Raw genomic sequence first — 14,556 nt, 5'->3', positions numbered from 1 at the left:
CAGGGGCGCTGCGGTGTGTGTAATCATCAAAATCCCACTGTGGGGCGTGGAGGTCGGGCGGGAAATACTGTGAATATGGTAACTTAAAAGTGTTGGCGTATGTCAACATTTTAAGGCCTACGCCGAATGGCCGGGCAGATGTTGCGCCAGGCGAGCAAACACATCGGGTTCGCGCATGCGCGCCATCCACCAGCGCAGCGCGGCGCCATCCTCGCCCACTCTCCAGGCCAGGTAAAACGTTTCCGACGGTTTCGGCTCTTCCACGGCCTTTTCCACCAGCAAGCCACGCGCGATGGCGGCGCGCGCGCACGGCCCCGGCAGGAAGCCAAAGCCCAGCCCCAGCACCTGGTAATCGAACTTGACCTGCATGTTCGGCACGCTCAAGGCATCTTGCCCCAGCAGCAGCCCCACCGTGCGCGGCGCCATCTGGCGCGCCGAATCGGCCACCACCACGGCCCGGTGCTGCTGCAAATGGCCGCGCGACAAGGGTTCGGCCACCTGCGCCAGCGGATGCGTGGGCGCCACGGTAAAAACGAAGTCGAGCATGCCGATCGGCTGCGCGATATAGCCGCCGCCCGCCGGCCCGTCGCCTGGCGCGCCCACCAGCAAATCGGCGCGCCGGTCCAGTAACGCCTCCCAGGTACCCGACAGGGTGTCTTGCGACAGGCGCAAGCGCGTCTGCTGCGCCACGTCGTAAAAGGCGCGCACGTCGTCGGCCAAGGCCACGGCGGAAAACATGGAATCGATGCCGATGGACAATTCCGTTTCCCAGCCGGACGCCACCCTGCGCACGCGGTGCTCGAGGTCCTGCGCCGCCTTCAGCAAATACCTGCCCTCTTTCAGCAATTCCTGGCCGGCCGCCGTCAGCATGACTTTCGGGCCATTGCGCTGGAACACCTGCACGCCCAGGTCGTCCTCCAGCTTGGCCACCGTATAGGAAATGGTGGACGGGACTTTATGCAACTCCTTGCCGGCCGACGAGAACGATCCACGGCGGTCGATGGCGTCGACGATTTGCAGCGCTTCCAGGCTCAGTCTTAACATTCGATTTTTTCGATCATAGGTCGCAAGATTTTCCGTTTTTCTTTCTCTTCTGAGGCGCCTATACTTTGTTCATCGTACAGCGAAGGGCAGAGAGAAGCCAAGGCATAGCGCAGGCAACGGCCCTTCGAAATTATCGCACATTAACCTTTAGAAACGGAGTTCACCATGTTACAGATTCGTCATAGCGAAGAACGCGGCGCCGCCAACCACGGCTGGCTCAATTCCCACCACAGCTTTTCCTTCGGCAGCTACCACGATCCGCTGCACATGGGCTTTGGTCCCCTGCTGGTGATCAATGAAGACCGGGTCACGCCAGGCCAGGGTTTCGGCACGCACGGCCACCGCGACATGGAAATCATTTCGTATGTGCTCGACGGCGCGCTCGAGCACAAGGACAGCATGGGTACCGGTTCCGTGCTGCACTACGGCGATGTCCAGCGCATGAGCGCCGGCAGCGGCGTGCGCCACAGCGAGTTCAACCATTCAAACACGGATGGCTTGCACTTCCTGCAGATCTGGATCCAGCCGAACGTGACGGGCATTCCCCCCAGCTATGAAGAGAAACACTTCACGCCGGAAAGCAAACGGGGCAAGCTGCGCTTGATCGCCTCGCCCGACGGCCGCCAGGGTTCCGTGCTGATCCACCAGGATGCGGCCATCTACGCCAGCATCCTGCAGGAAGGCGAGCAAGCCGAACATGCGCTGGAAGAAGGCCGCCTCGCCTACGTGCACCTGATCCGCGGCAGCCTGGTCGTCAACGGCACGCCCTTGAAAGCGGGCGATGCGCTGAAACTGACGCAGGAAGCGGCCGTGATCCTCACGCAAGCAGAGGACGCAGAGTTTCTGGTCTTCGATTTACCGAAATAATTGATAAATACAAAGAAAGAGAAAATCATGGAAAACAGAACCAACGTATTGCTGCCCCTCGGCCGTGCCGCCCTTGGCGTGCTGTTCTTTGTCTCGGGCTTGCTGAAAATCGGCGGCTTTGCGGGGGTGGCCGGCTACATGGCCAGCCAGGGTTTGCCGATCGCCAATATCTTGCTTGTGGGCGTGATTGTGCTGGAAGTGGGCGGCGGCCTGCTGCTGATCACAGGGTGGCAGGCGCGCTGGGCGGCGCTGGCCCTGGCGCTGTTCCTGATTCCGACCACCGTGATCTTCCACGCCTTCTGGAGCGCCGATGCGGCCCACTTCCAGGACCAGCTGACGAACTTCCTGAAGAACCTGTCCATCTTCGGCGGCATGCTCTTGCTGGTGGAGCGCGGCTTTCGCCAGACCAAGTGAGGCCAAGGCTGCCTGACCGGACGGACCCGTCACCGACGCGTCCCGTCCGGCCGGCAGCCTGTCATCGTTTTGTCATCAAGCTGACATGGCGCTGTCACATACGCTGACTATCATGCGGTTGCCTTTAAATCACGCAACCACAGGACATCGCAGCCCATGAACAAGCCCAACGATCTGGCCATCCGCGCCACCGATCTGAACGACATCGACAGCAACGCGTCCCACGACAACCATTTCAACAGCATCCTGAACGCCCGCCTGAGCCGCCGCAACTGGCTGCGCGGCAGCGCCGTCACGGCCGCTACCGCCGTCATGGGTTCGATGGGTCTGTCCGCCTGTGGCGGCGGCAGCGATGCGGCGGCCGTCACGCCGACGCCAACGCCGACACCCGAAAAACTGCTGGCCTTCACGGCCGTGCCGAAAAGCCTGGCCGACGTCGTGTCGGTGCCGGCCGGCTACACGGCCACCGCGCTGTATGCGCTGGGCGACTCGCTGCGCGCGGCCACGCCAGCCTACAAGAATGACGGCAGCGATACCGATTTCGACAACCGCGCCGGCGACCACCACGACGGCATGGAATACTACGGCCTGTCCGCCGCCGGCGCGCCGCTGGCCTCCGGCACCGAACGGGGCTTGCTGGCGATGAACCACGAAGCGACCACGGACGAAAAACTGTCCTCGCACTTCCTGCACGTGAATGGCGGCACCACCACGCTGCCGCGCCCCGCCGCCGAAGTCGACAAGGAAGTGGCCGTCCACGGCCTGAGCGTGGTGGAAGTCAAAAAGACGGGCAGCACCTGGGCCACCGTCAACGATTCCGCCTTCAACCGCCGCGTCACGCCGCTGACGGACATCGAGCTTGCCGGCCCCGTGCGCGGCAACGCCCTCGTGGTGACCAAGTATTCGCCGACCGGCACCAAGACGCGCGGCACCATCAACAACTGCGGCACGGGCAAGTCGCCTTGGGGCAGCTACCTCTCCGGCGAAGAAAACTGGGCCGGCTACTTCACGCGCTCGGCCACCGACAACGCGGCGCGCGGCGACAAGTCCGTGGTGTCGCTGAACCGCTATGGCCGCAGCCAGGGCGGCGCCTCGCGCCACGGCTGGGAAACGGGCGGCAGCGATGACAAATACGCGCGCTGGAACCTGAGCAAGATCGGCGCATCAGCCGACGGCAGCGACGATTACCGCAATGAATTGAACGGCATGGGCTACATCGTCGAAATGGACCCGTACGACAAGACCAAGGCGATCCGCAAGCGCACGGCGCTGGGCCGCTACGCGCACGAAAGCGCCGCCTTCAGCGTGCCAACCGTGGGCCAGCAGCTGGCCGTCTACATGGGCGACGATTCGCGCAACGAATACATCTACAAATTCGTCACGACGGCCGTCTGGGCCGCCGCGGATGCGACGCCTGCGGACCGTATCGCCACCGGCGACAAATACCTCGATTCGGGCAAGCTGTACGTGGCCAAGCTGGCCGCCGACGGCACGGGCCAGTGGATCGAGTTGTCCCTGTCGAACGCGCAGATCCAGACGTACGGCGCCTACAAGTTCGCCGACCTGGCCGACGTGCTGGTCAATGCCCGCCTGGCGGCCGACGCCGTGGGCGCGACGAAGATGGACCGTCCGGAATGGTGCTCGGTCAACCCGGCCAATGGCGAAATCTATTACACGCTGACCAACAACTCGAACCGCACCGTCAATCCGAGCGGCTCGTCGCAGCTGGCGCCCGACAGCGCCAACCCGCGCGCCTACACGGACATGAAGGGCAGCAGCGCGCAGAACGGCAATCCGAACGGCCATATCATCCGCTTCAAGGAAGGCACGGGCGCGGCGGCGGCCACCAGCTTTACGTGGGACGTCTACCTGTTTGGCGCCGAGAGCGGCGCCGACGCCAGCAAGATCAACCTGTCGAACCTGACGGCCGACCAGGATTTCTCGAGCCCGGACGGCCTGGCCTTCAGCCCCTACACGGGCATCTGCTGGATCCAGACGGACGATGGCGCGTACACGGACGTGACCAACTGCATGATGCTCGCGGCCATCCCCGGCAAGGTGGGCGACGGCGCCAAGTCCACCCTGAACTACGCCACGGCGGCCGGCGGCAACCTGGCGGTCGACACCTTCATCGGCAAGAAACCCACGGCCGACACGCTCAAGCGCTTCCTGGTGGGGCCGGTCGGCTCGGAAATCACGGGCATCAGCGAAACGCCCGACGGCAAGACCATGTTCATCAATATCCAGCATCCGGGCGAAAACACCGCGCTGGCCAACATCGGCGATCCGTCCAAGTACACGAGCCAATGGCCGGCCAACGCCGGTTACGGCGCCGGTAAGCGTCCCCGCTCGGCCACCATCGTGATCACCAAGAACGACGGCGGCCGCATCGGCAGTTGATGTGACGTGCCTGGCGGCGGCATCCGCCAGGCATAGCCCGCCATCGACCTTGTAAAAGGAGGAAGTGCCCCTAAGTAAGGTTCATCACCAGACATTGCAACGACCGAATGGCAGCCAGGGAAAACGTTTCCCTGCTTTTTGGTATGATGGCAAGGCGCGCCGGCACCGGAGTGGTGTCGCGCGCCTTTTATTTTTGACAATTACTTATATGAGCACAACCATGCAAAGCGGCGCAGACCTCCTGGCGACAGGCGAATTGGATTACACGACTTCCTGCGCACTGCCGACGCCGTGGGCCCAGTTCACCCTGCACGCCTTTGTCGAGCACGCCACGGGCAAGGAACACCTGGCCATGGTGCTGGGCGATATCGGCAACGGCGAACCGGTGCTGGCGCGCGTGCATTCCGAGTGCCTGACGGGCGACGTGCTGTTTTCCCAGCGCTGCGACTGCGGTGCCCAGCTCGAGGGTGCCTTGAAACGCATCGCCGAGGAAGGCCGCGGCATCTTGCTGTACCTGCGCCAGGAAGGGCGCGGCATTGGCCTGATCAATAAAATCCGCGCCTACCGCCTGCAAGAGGCGGGCGCCGACACGGTGCAGGCGAATGAACAGCTGGGCTTCAAGGCCGACGCGCGCAACTACACCTTGTGCAAGCCCATGTTTGCGCAATTCGGCATCCACAGCCTGCGTTTGATGACGAACAATCCGCGCAAGATCGCGGCCATGGAAGCGCTGGGCATCACGGTGGCCGAACGGGTGCCGCTGCTGGTCAACCGCAATGCGTTCAACCAGCACTACCTGAATACCAAGCAAAGCAAACTGGGCCACATGATGACGCCGGAAACGGCGCCGGCGCTGGAAGACGGCGCCCTGTAATTGCCAAGCGGCTAGCCGCGCCGGCGCGGCAGCGCGCCCCCCGTTTCGCTCCTGCTCACGCACAAAGGATGCATGAAATTCTCTGACTACGCCTGCTTGCTGGCCAGCCTGTGCGCTGGCGCAGGCGCCCACGCGGCCCCGGCCCCGGCGCCGGCGCCAGCCGCGGCCACCGCCGCTTCGACTCCCCCCGCCAAGCCGCCGCCGGCCACCGCCGCGCCTGCCGCCACCGAACATGCGGCCCTGCCGCCGCCCTCGTCGGCCGCGCAAAAACTGTACACGGCCGCGCGCGCCGATATTTTGCAAGTGCGCGTGCTGCTGAAAAACGGCCGCACGCAGTCGTCCGTCGGTTCGGGCTTTTTGATCGGCACGGGCGACCTGGTGGTGAGCAACTATCACGTCGTGTCGCAATTCGCCCTCGACCCGGACACCTATGTGGGCGAATGGGTCGACACCAGCGGCCAGCGGGGCAATGTGGAATTGCTGGCCGTCGACGTGCTGCACGACCTGGCCGTGCTGCGCGTGAACCGCCATGGCACGGGCTTTTTCAAGATGCCGGAAGCGCTGGCACCGCTGACGCAGGGCCAGTACCTGTATTCGATGGGCAACCCGCTGGACCTGGGTTTCGCCATTTCGGAAGGTTCGTACAACGGCGTCGTCACGCGCAGCTTCTACGACCAGCTGATGTTTACGGGACCGATCAATTCCGGCATGAGCGGCGGCCCCAGCGTCACCGCGAATGGCGACGTCGCGGGCGTGAACGTGTCAAAACGCCTCGACGGCGAACTCGTCAGTTTTCTCGTGCCGGCCCGCTATGCCCAGCAATTGCTGGCCAAGGTCGCGCAGCAAGGCAAGCCGCCGAAAGACTTCAAGCCGCTGGTGACGGCGCAACTGCTGGCGCACCAGGACGTCATGCTGGCGCGCCTGCTCGACACGCCGTTGAGCCTGAAAGCCATGGGCCCGTACCGCGTGCCCGTGCGCGAGTCCGACCAGATGCGCTGCTGGGGGCGCTCCAACGTCAAGTCCGACAAGCCTTATTTGCTCGACAACACCAGTTGCGCCATGGAGTCGGCCATCTTCATTTCCGGCGCCCTGCAGACGGGGCAGGTGTCGATGCGCCACGAATTCCTGCGCAGCAGCGAACTGGGCCCGCTGCGCTTTTCCGAGCTGGCCAGCGCCTCGTTCAAGAATGAAAGTTTCGGCAGTTACAAGAGCGCGCACCTGACAGGCCCCCATTGCACCGAACAGTTCGTCAAGAACAAGACCCTGCCCCTGCGCGCCGTGCTGTGCGTGCGCGCCTACCGCAAGTTTACGGGCCTGTACGACTTTGCCCTGCTGGCCGCCAGCACCGATGAGCCACTGATGAGCCTGCAAAGCCGCATCGACGCGCGCGGCGTGTCCTACGCCAACGGCATGCGCGTCACGCGCACCTTCCTCGAAGCGCTGTCGCGGGAAAGCAGCCGCAAGCCATGAAGCCGCCCTATTACCTTGAAATCCTCGCCGAGAATGGCGAAGTGCAGCGGCGCCAGCGGATGGAGTCCCTGCCGATCCGCATCGGCCGCGGCTATGACAACGACTTCATCCTCGACGATCCGCATACGGCGGCCGAGCACGCCATTGTCGAGGACGATGGCGCAGGCGGCCTGCTGCTGCGCGACCTGGGCAGCTATAACGGCGTGATCCACCGGGGACAGCGGCAAGCGCAAGTGGCCCTGAACGGCAACAGCATCGTGCGCCTGGGCCACACGCGCCTGCGCGTGCGCGCCAGCGACCATCCGGTGGCGCCCGAACTGGGCGACACGACCAGGCATGACTGGGAAGGCTTGCGCCCGGCCGTCGCCGGCCTGGCCATGATCGGCGCTTCGGCCGCCTTCAGCAACTGGCTCAGCGATGCAGACGCCTTCGATCCGATTTCCTACCTGATGATCATCGCCACAGCGCTGGCCGGCGGCCTCGTGTGGTCGTCGATCTGGGCCGTGGCGAACCGTCTGTTCGGCCATGTGGCGCGCTTCGGCCGCCACCTGTTCATCATCGGTTGCGGCTTGCTGACCATGGAAGTGTGGGAACTGGGCAGCAAGGTGGCGGCGTATGCGTTTTCGCTGGAAGCGCTGACGCGCTACGGACGGCATATGTTCATCGTCATCGTCTGCGCCATGATCTACTACCATTTGTGCACGATCAAGCCCCAGCATCCGCGCCGCTTCGGCCTCGTCGCCGTCGTGCTGGCCATCCTTGGCTCGAGCCTGATTTTGCTGAGCAACCTGCAGATCAGCGGCCGCCTGGCCGACGAGGCGTACATGTCGGCGATCTACCCGCCGGCCTTGCGCCTGAGCCCGGATCACACGACGGATGCCTTCTTCCGCGATGCGGCCAGCCTGCAGCGCGCCGTCGACGCCGAACGGGGCAAGGCGGCCAAGGGCGCCGACGAAGACGAAGACAGCGGCGATTGACGATGCAAGCGCCGCCATGCAAAAAGCCCGCCGTGTCCTGACAGACCGGCGGGCTTTTTTTAAGTGCGCCGCGAGGCGCGCAGCGTATCGCTGTTTAGAACTTGGCTTCCTGCTTGCGGCGCGCCGTAAAGCCCAGCAAGCCCAGGCCGACCAGCAGCATGGCGTAGGTGGTTGGCTCAGGAACGGCCGAGATCAAGCCATCGTTGGCGCCGAAGCTGACGAAATTGTTGTTGCCCGCCTTGAACTGCGCTTGCTGGCCGCCATCGCAGCAACCTTCCAGGCCGTAGATGCTCAGGGTATGGTTGCCGGCCGACAAGGCGCTCGAACCGCTGAGGAACTGGCTGCCATTGTTGTAGTTGCCTGCCCACCACATGTCATTGCTCTTGAAGTCCAGCGCCACGCCGTCCAGGAACAGGGCGCCGCCCTTGCCGAAGTCAACGCCGCTGCGGAAGCTCCAGGCGCCCGCATCGGCCGCGCTGACGCCAAAGTTGATGACGGATTTGAAAGCGATGTTCGAGCCGCTGCCGAACAAGCCGCTGTTGTTGACGTTATCGTAGCTGGCAATCGTCGTCGAGCCATAGCCGGCTCCTGGCGTGGCCACGGCGGCGTTCACTGCGGATTCATAGGCGGCGGCGGAGCTTTGCGCGCCAGCGTTCGAATAGCCGGTGGACACGGTGATGGTGCTGGCGTTCGCGTGGGCAAACGCACCGACAACGATCAGGGACAGGGCGATTTTAGGCAAGTTTTTCATGATGGTATCCAGTAAGTAAGTATTCAGTGGGCGCAGCAAGGGGCACTGGAGCTGAATACACGCTGCATTGAGGCGTGTCGGCATAGCGCCAGGAATTGCAAGGATGAGCGGTCGGGGGCGTGAACTTCCGCGTGACAATGCGGACTTGCGGCGTGCCATGGCGGCACTGCAAGCGTCCTGGAAAGGGTTCGGGTTCCCGGGACAAGGCCAGACAATTGACGGGTCAGGTAAGACGATGGAGCTATTCTAGCGTAAATTCCCCAGAAGAAAAGTATTTTTCTTTTGACCATGAAAGATATTTTTCTGGCAATCACCTGCCAGGCGGCAGAAAAGCGCCAGCTTCCACTCTGGCGCGACGGCCATCTGCGGCGCGCGGCATGTCGCGGCGGCACCACAGATCAGGCCGTCAGTGTCGCATCGCGCGCATTTCTTTTCGCATGCCGCTGCACCACGGGGCGAAACAGCATGGCAAAATGTAGTCACGCTGCTATCTGTCCGATGAGGGGGAAAGAGGAATGGTCGACCTGGAAGAACTACGCTATCTGGCACTGTCGTTTCCCGACACGAGCGAGGAAGAACACCACGACCGTCCAGCCTTCCGCGTGGGCGGGAAGATCTTTGCCACCCTGCCCGATGACGAGCACATCAACGTGCTGCTCGATGCGGAAGCGGCGCATATCGCCACCGTCATTACGCCGTCCGGCTGCGAGAAACTCTGGTGGGGCGAACGGCTGGCCGGCATCACGGTGTGCCTGGCGGACGCGGAACTGGACATGCTGGCCGCCGCCCTGACGGCCGCCTGGCGGCGCAAGGCGCCGAGCGACCTGGCCAAGACCATCGCCCCAACGGGCTAAGTAACCCCCAATAAATTATTGTGATTTCTGACTGCCATAATCGGCGCTCTGCAAGGTGGCCGACGAGGCTTGCTCACTGCTAGCAGTGCCCGCACTGCGTCGCAGCGAGCGCCTTGCATAGCATCCGGTTCTGTTCGTCATAAATTCACACTAATTTCCCGAGGATTACTTAGCTACATCGGCCAATTGCGCAGCAGCAAGCCCACCATTTGCTGCAATTGCTCACGCGAGACGCCGGCGGCCGCCTGGATGGCCATGCCCTGCGACAAGGTCACGACAAAGCGCGCCTGCTGCTCCGGGCAGGAATCGGGCGGCAAATCCCCCTCCTCCTTCGCGCGCCGCAAGCGGTCGCGCAACTTGATTTCACCGCGCAGGCGGCGCGCGAACAATTCATCGCGGATCGGCAAGGCGTCGTCGCTGCAGGCCAGCGCCGCATTGACGCCCATGCAGCCGTGCGGGCCGTCCGGCATGGTTTGCGCGTCGACATACTGCGTCAGCAGGGCTTCCACCACCTGGCGCGCCGTCGGCTGTTCCAGCGCCGCATCGAAAAACCGCATGCGCGTATCGCTGTAGCGCTCGAGCGCCTTGTGGAACAATTGCTCCTTGTTGCCGAAGACGGCATACAGGCTGGGCCGGTTCATGCCCATGGCCTTCGTCAATTCCGGCAGGGAACTGCCCTCATAGCCCTTTTCCCAGAACACTTTCATGGCGCAATCGAGCGCCTCGTCCGCGTCGAACGTGCGTGGCCGCCCCGTTTTCGCCTTGACGACTTCCTCTTTTTTATCTTGTTTCATACCGTTCGGTAAAAAATTATTGACAACACTGTCTGCCTGCCCTGATTATATACCGACCGGTTAAAAACCTCCCGGCTTTTCAGGAACCCTATGCACACACCTTCCAACACCTCTGCCGACGATACCACCGTGGCGCCGTGGCTGGCCGTCTTATCGGTCGGCATCGGCGCCTTCGCCCTCGTCACCTCCGAATTCCTGCCCGTCGGGCTGCTGCCGGCCATGGCCGCCGAACTGGCCATCAGCAAGGGCCAGGCGGGGCTGATGATCACCACACCCGGCATCGTTGCCGCGTTCGCCGCCATCTTCGTCACCGTCGGCTCGGGCCGGCTGGACCGCCGCATCGTGCTGCTGGCGCTCACCGCCCTGCTCGTCGCCTCGAACCTGCTGGTGGCGCTGGCGCCCTCGTATGCGTGGATACTGCTGGGCCGCGCCATGCTGGGCGTGGGCGTGGGCGGTTTCTGGGCCATCGGCAGCGCCATCGGACCGCGCCTGGTGGCGCCGCAACATGCCTCGCGCGCCATGTCCATCATCTTCGCCGGCGTCTCGCTGGGCACGGTGGCGGGCGTGCCGGCCGGCGCGCTCGTGGGCGAGCTGGTGGGCTGGAGGGTCGCCTTCGGCGCGGCCAGCGCCATTGCCGTGCTGGTCTTCATCGGCCAGCTCTTGCTGCTGCCCAAGCTGCCGCCGACGCAGGCCATCCGCCTGCGCCAGTTGCCGATGATTTTCGGCATCCGCAAGGCCAGGCTGGGCCTGATCGCCACGGCCATGCTCTTCACGGGCCAGTTCGCCGCCTACACGTATATCGCGCCCTTCCTCACGCAAATCTCGCATCTGGCGGCCGGCACGGTCAGCGCCATGCTGCTCGTGTACGGCGCTTCCGGCTTCATCGGCAACCTCGTGGGGGGCTGGGCGGCCGGGCGCTACGAACGGGCTGCGCTGATGGTCACGGGCGCCGTACTGGGCCTGTCCACCCTGGCCCTGGCCGCGTTCGGCAGCCACTCGGTGACGGCCATGCTGCTGGTCGCCGTCTGGGGCTTCGGTTTCGGCGCCATGCCGATCGCCGTCCAGACGTGGATGTTCAAGGCGGCGCCCCATTTGATGGAAGGCAGCAGCGCGCTGTTCGTTGCGATCGTGCAAGTATCGCTGGCGTCGGGCGCCTTGCTCGGCGGCATGGCCGTCGACCGGCTGGGCGTGTCGAGCGCGATGGTGGTGGGCGGCCTGTTCGCCCTCGGCTGCGCCTTGACGATCGCGCTGTTCGGCAAGGCGCAGGCCAGCGCCAAGGCCGGCGCGGCCTGCCCAGCGTCGTAGGGCCGTGGCTTCAGATGCGGCCGCGGCGGAATTCGCCGAGGAATTTCGTCACTTCGGCCGGCGTCATGGGCACGTCCGCATCGCCGTGATAGGCATACAGGAAAGGCGTGCCGCCCAGGCGGTCCGTCAGCTTGGCAAAGAGTAAAAAGCGGCTGCCCAGCGGATAGCGCTGCAGGTCAACCAGGCGGCGCGAGCACTGTACGGCCAGTTCGGGAGAGAAGGCCTGGCCCGGCACGGGGCGGATTTCCACGCGGCCATGAATCGCGCGCGATTCGACGGCAACGTGCCGGTATGCATAAGTATCACGGGCCATGCCGCCACCTTGAATGAAATAAAGGCGCCATCTTAAGCGAAGATGGCGCCTGGCGTATTACCGCGGCACGATGCGCAGCAGTCGGCCATTGTCTTCGTCCGTCAGCGCATACAGGTAGCCATCCGGTCCCTGGCGCACGTCGCGCACGCGCGCGCCGATGTCCAGGCGGTCCTGGCCCGTCACCTTGCCGTTCGCATCGACGGCGATGCGGCGGATATCCTTGGCCGCCAGGCCGCCGCTGAAGATGCTGCCGCGCCAGGCGGCGATCTTGTCGCCCGTATAGACGGCCAGCCCCGACGGGGCCGGCGACGGCACCCAGGCCACGCTGGGATTGAGCATGCCCGCCACTTCATGCTTGCCGACGGGTTCATGCGTCTTGTAGTCGGCGCCGTAGCTTTGCAGGGGCCAGCCATAGTTGCCGCCCGCCACCACCAGGTTCAGCTCGTCGCCGCCGTACGGACCGTGTTCCGTGGCCCACACGCGGCCGGAAACAGGATCGAGCGCCAGGCCCTGCACGTTGCGGTGGCCATACGACCAGATTTCCGGCAAGGCGCCCTTGGCGGCCAGCGGATTGCCGGGCGCCGGTTTACCGTCTTGCGTCAGGCGCAGGATGGAGCCCTGGTGCGTGGCGAGGTTTTGCGCCTGCTCGCGCGCCAGGCGGTCACCGATGCGCAGCGGCGGATTGCCGCCGTCGGCCACGCTCATGAGCAAAGTGCCGTCCGGCAGCCACAACAGGCGCGAACCGAAATGCTGGCCGCCGCTCTTGTCGGTCGCCACCTTGAACAGGGTCTCGATGCCCGTCACCTTCTTGCCGTCGAACACGCCGCGCACCAGGGTCGTGCGGTTGGCGTCATTCGTGCCCGTCGACACCGTCATGTAGACGCGCGGGTTCGGCTTGCCCGCATCCTGCGGATGCAGCACGATATCGAGCAGGCCGCCCTGCCCGCCCGTAAACACCGTGGGCATGCCTTCCAGCGCCACGTCCTCGAATGTCTTGCCAGTGAGCAGATGCAAGGTCCCCTGCTTGCTGGTGACGAGGGCGCGGCCCTCGCCCAGCCAGGCGATGCCCCACGGCTGGCGCACGCCCTGCGCGACGGTCTCGGCCTTCCAGCCTTGTCTGGCGGCGGGCGGCTCGCCCGTGGCTTGCAGTTCGGCCCAGGCCGCTGGCGCGGCAGTCAATGCCAGTGCAAGCGCGATACCGGTACGGCGTAACTGGAACATGGCGACTCCTGTCGTTAATCGATCAATGGTTGGCGTCTCAGGCGCGCAGCAGCAGGGCCACAGCTTCTGCCGCGATGCCCTCTTCCCGCCCAAGGTAGCCCAGTTTTTCATTCGTCTTGGCCTTGATATTGACCTGGCCCACGGTCACACCGAGGTCTTCGGCCACGTTCGCGCACATGGCGGCGATATGCGGCGCCATTTTTGGACGCTGGGCGATGATGGTGGCGTCGATATTGCCGATGATATAACCGGTCGCTTGCACGCGGCGCACGGCTTCGCGCAGCAGGGTGCGCGAATCGGCGCCCTTGAATTGCGCGTCCGTGTCGGGGAAGTGGCGGCCGATGTCGCCCAGCGCGGCGGCGCCGAAGATGGCGTCCGTAATCGCGTGCAGCAGCACGTCCGCGTCGGAGTGGCCGAGCAAACCGAGGTGATGGGGAATTTTCACGCCGCCGATGATCAGGTCACGGTGCTCCACCAGCGCGTGGCAGTCATAGCCCTGGCCGATGCGAAATGGGAGGTCGGGAGTCGTTGTGTGCATGCAGGTCTTTCTGGAGTCAAAGATGGGCCAAATACAGCTCGGCCGTGTGTATGTCGCGCGGCAAGGTCACCTTCAGGTTGCGCGGGTGGCCTTCGACAAGCCTGGGCGCCAGGCCCAGCGCTTCGATGGCGCTGGCGTCGTCCGTGATCGCCAGCGGATCGGGCGCCTCGGATAGTGCCCGGTGCAGCAAGGCATAGCTGAACATTTGCGGCGTCTGCGCCAGCCAAAGATGATCGCGCGGCACCGTCTGCGCCGACACATGGGCGGGGCCGGCCCGCTTGACGGTATCGACCACGGGCAAGGCCAGCAAGCCGCCGGCCGGGTGGTCGCCCACTTCCATGATCAGCTTTTCGATCAGCGCCGGCGTCAGACCGGGCCGGGCCGCGTCGTGCACCAGCACCTGGTCATGGGCATCGATGCTGCCGTGCAAGGCTTGCAGCCCGTTCAGGATGCTGTCCATGCGCGTGGCGCCGCCGCAGCGCAGCACGGTGACGCCATGCCCCACGCCCTGCTCCGGCACGACGGCGTCGATCTGGCTATCCTCGGCACTGACGACGACATAGGTGTGCGCGATCAGGGGGCTGGCGAGAAAGGCGTCGAGCGCGTGGCGCAGCATGGGCTTGCCGGCGATCGGTAGATATTGCTTGGGACTGCCCGCTTCCATGCGCGCACCCACGCCGGCGGCGGGGATCAAGGCAAAATAACGGACGGTGTTCGATGCTGCGGTCATGCCA

General features: G+C 64.4%; 15 protein-coding genes. 8 read left to right on the top strand and 7 right to left on the bottom strand.

Annotated elements, in window-relative coordinates; genetic code table 11:
- Positions 1-117: 117 nt before the first annotated feature.
- Positions 118-1,044 carry a LysR family transcriptional regulator gene (locus IGS60_RS14545; RefSeq protein WP_070224088.1) on the bottom strand — a complete coding sequence of 309 codons (927 nt, stop codon included), beginning with the start codon at positions 1,042-1,044 and terminating at the stop codon, positions 118-120.
- 165 nt (positions 1,045-1,209) lie between these two features.
- Here IGS60_RS14545 and IGS60_RS14540 point away from each other — a divergent pair, with 165 nt between their 5' ends.
- From IGS60_RS14540 to IGS60_RS14515, 6 genes are all read left to right on the top strand, one after another.
- Positions 1,210-1,911, top strand: coding sequence for a pirin family protein (locus IGS60_RS14540; RefSeq protein WP_230505147.1), 702 nt, complete (start codon positions 1,210-1,212; stop codon positions 1,909-1,911).
- Between the two features lie 27 nt (positions 1,912-1,938).
- On the top strand, positions 1,939-2,325 hold the full coding sequence (locus IGS60_RS14535; protein ID WP_070311373.1) for a DoxX family protein: 387 nt from the start codon (positions 1,939-1,941) through the stop codon (positions 2,323-2,325).
- Between the two features lie 156 nt (positions 2,326-2,481).
- A complete protein-coding gene (locus IGS60_RS14530; RefSeq protein WP_230505146.1) occupies positions 2,482-4,725 on the top strand; it encodes a PhoX family phosphatase in 2,244 nt (747 codons plus the stop codon).
- A gap of 220 nt (positions 4,726-4,945) precedes the next feature.
- Complete coding sequence (gene ribA / locus IGS60_RS14525; RefSeq protein WP_070224093.1) at positions 4,946-5,599, top strand: GTP cyclohydrolase II; 654 nt, start codon at positions 4,946-4,948, stop codon at positions 5,597-5,599.
- A 72-nt stretch (positions 5,600-5,671) separates the two neighbouring features.
- The gene (locus IGS60_RS14520) at positions 5,672-7,069 is read left to right on the top strand and encodes a serine protease (protein ID WP_121670062.1); all 1,398 of its coding nucleotides are present in this window, start codon (positions 5,672-5,674) and stop codon (positions 7,067-7,069) included.
- Positions 7,066-8,046, top strand: coding sequence for an FHA domain-containing protein (locus IGS60_RS14515; protein WP_230505144.1), 981 nt, complete (start codon positions 7,066-7,068; stop codon positions 8,044-8,046). The genes IGS60_RS14520 and IGS60_RS14515 overlap by 4 nt, the downstream gene beginning before the upstream one ends.
- A 94-nt stretch (positions 8,047-8,140) precedes the next feature.
- On the opposite strand, the gene IGS60_RS14510 is transcribed toward IGS60_RS14515, so the two are convergent.
- Positions 8,141-8,797: a CCXG family PEP-CTERM protein gene (locus tag IGS60_RS14510; protein ID WP_070224184.1), complete on the bottom strand. Its 657-nt coding sequence runs from the start codon at positions 8,795-8,797 to the stop codon at positions 8,141-8,143.
- 515 nt (positions 8,798-9,312) lie between these two features.
- Here IGS60_RS14510 and IGS60_RS14505 point away from each other — a divergent pair.
- Positions 9,313-9,651 (top strand): MmcQ/YjbR family DNA-binding protein, encoded by a 339-nt coding sequence (locus IGS60_RS14505; RefSeq protein WP_046683867.1) that lies wholly within the window; start codon positions 9,313-9,315, stop codon positions 9,649-9,651.
- A gap of 173 nt (positions 9,652-9,824) precedes the next feature.
- Here IGS60_RS14505 and IGS60_RS14500 read toward each other — a convergent pair whose 3' ends face one another.
- Positions 9,825-10,445 carry a TetR/AcrR family transcriptional regulator gene (locus IGS60_RS14500; protein ID WP_070224096.1) on the bottom strand — a complete coding sequence of 207 codons (621 nt, stop codon included), beginning with the start codon at positions 10,443-10,445 and terminating at the stop codon, positions 9,825-9,827.
- Positions 10,446-10,535: 90 nt separating this feature from the next.
- Here IGS60_RS14500 and IGS60_RS14495 point away from each other — a divergent pair, with 90 nt between their 5' ends.
- Positions 10,536-11,750: an MFS transporter gene (locus IGS60_RS14495; RefSeq protein ID WP_230505142.1), complete on the top strand. Its 1,215-nt coding sequence runs from the start codon at positions 10,536-10,538 to the stop codon at positions 11,748-11,750.
- Positions 11,751-11,760: 10 nt separating this feature from the next.
- On the opposite strand, the gene IGS60_RS14490 is transcribed toward IGS60_RS14495, so the two are convergent.
- From IGS60_RS14490 to ispD, 4 genes are read right to left on the bottom strand one after another with little or no spacing between them, the layout of a single operon-like run.
- Positions 11,761-12,063 (bottom strand): hypothetical protein, encoded by a 303-nt coding sequence (locus tag IGS60_RS14490; protein WP_070224098.1) that lies wholly within the window; start codon positions 12,061-12,063, stop codon positions 11,761-11,763.
- A 57-nt stretch (positions 12,064-12,120) separates the two neighbouring features.
- Positions 12,121-13,284, bottom strand: coding sequence for a PQQ-dependent sugar dehydrogenase (locus IGS60_RS14485; protein WP_230505141.1), 1,164 nt, complete (start codon positions 13,282-13,284; stop codon positions 12,121-12,123).
- A gap of 37 nt (positions 13,285-13,321) precedes the next feature.
- Positions 13,322-13,822, bottom strand: a complete 501-nt coding sequence (ispF, locus tag IGS60_RS14480) for a 2-C-methyl-D-erythritol 2,4-cyclodiphosphate synthase (protein WP_070224100.1) — start codon at positions 13,820-13,822, stop codon at positions 13,322-13,324.
- Positions 13,823-13,838: 16 nt separating this feature from the next.
- On the bottom strand, positions 13,839-14,552 hold the full coding sequence (gene ispD, locus IGS60_RS14475) for a 2-C-methyl-D-erythritol 4-phosphate cytidylyltransferase (protein WP_230505139.1): 714 nt from the start codon (positions 14,550-14,552) through the stop codon (positions 13,839-13,841).
- Between the last annotated feature and the right edge of the window lie 4 nt (positions 14,553-14,556).

Origin of the sequence: Janthinobacterium sp. FW305-128, assembly GCF_020858135.1 — a bacterium.
GTDB lineage: Bacteria > Pseudomonadota > Gammaproteobacteria > Burkholderiales > Burkholderiaceae_D > Janthinobacterium.
The sequence above is the reverse complement of the archived record's forward strand: the minus strand, read 5'-3'. Positions and strand labels throughout refer to the sequence as shown.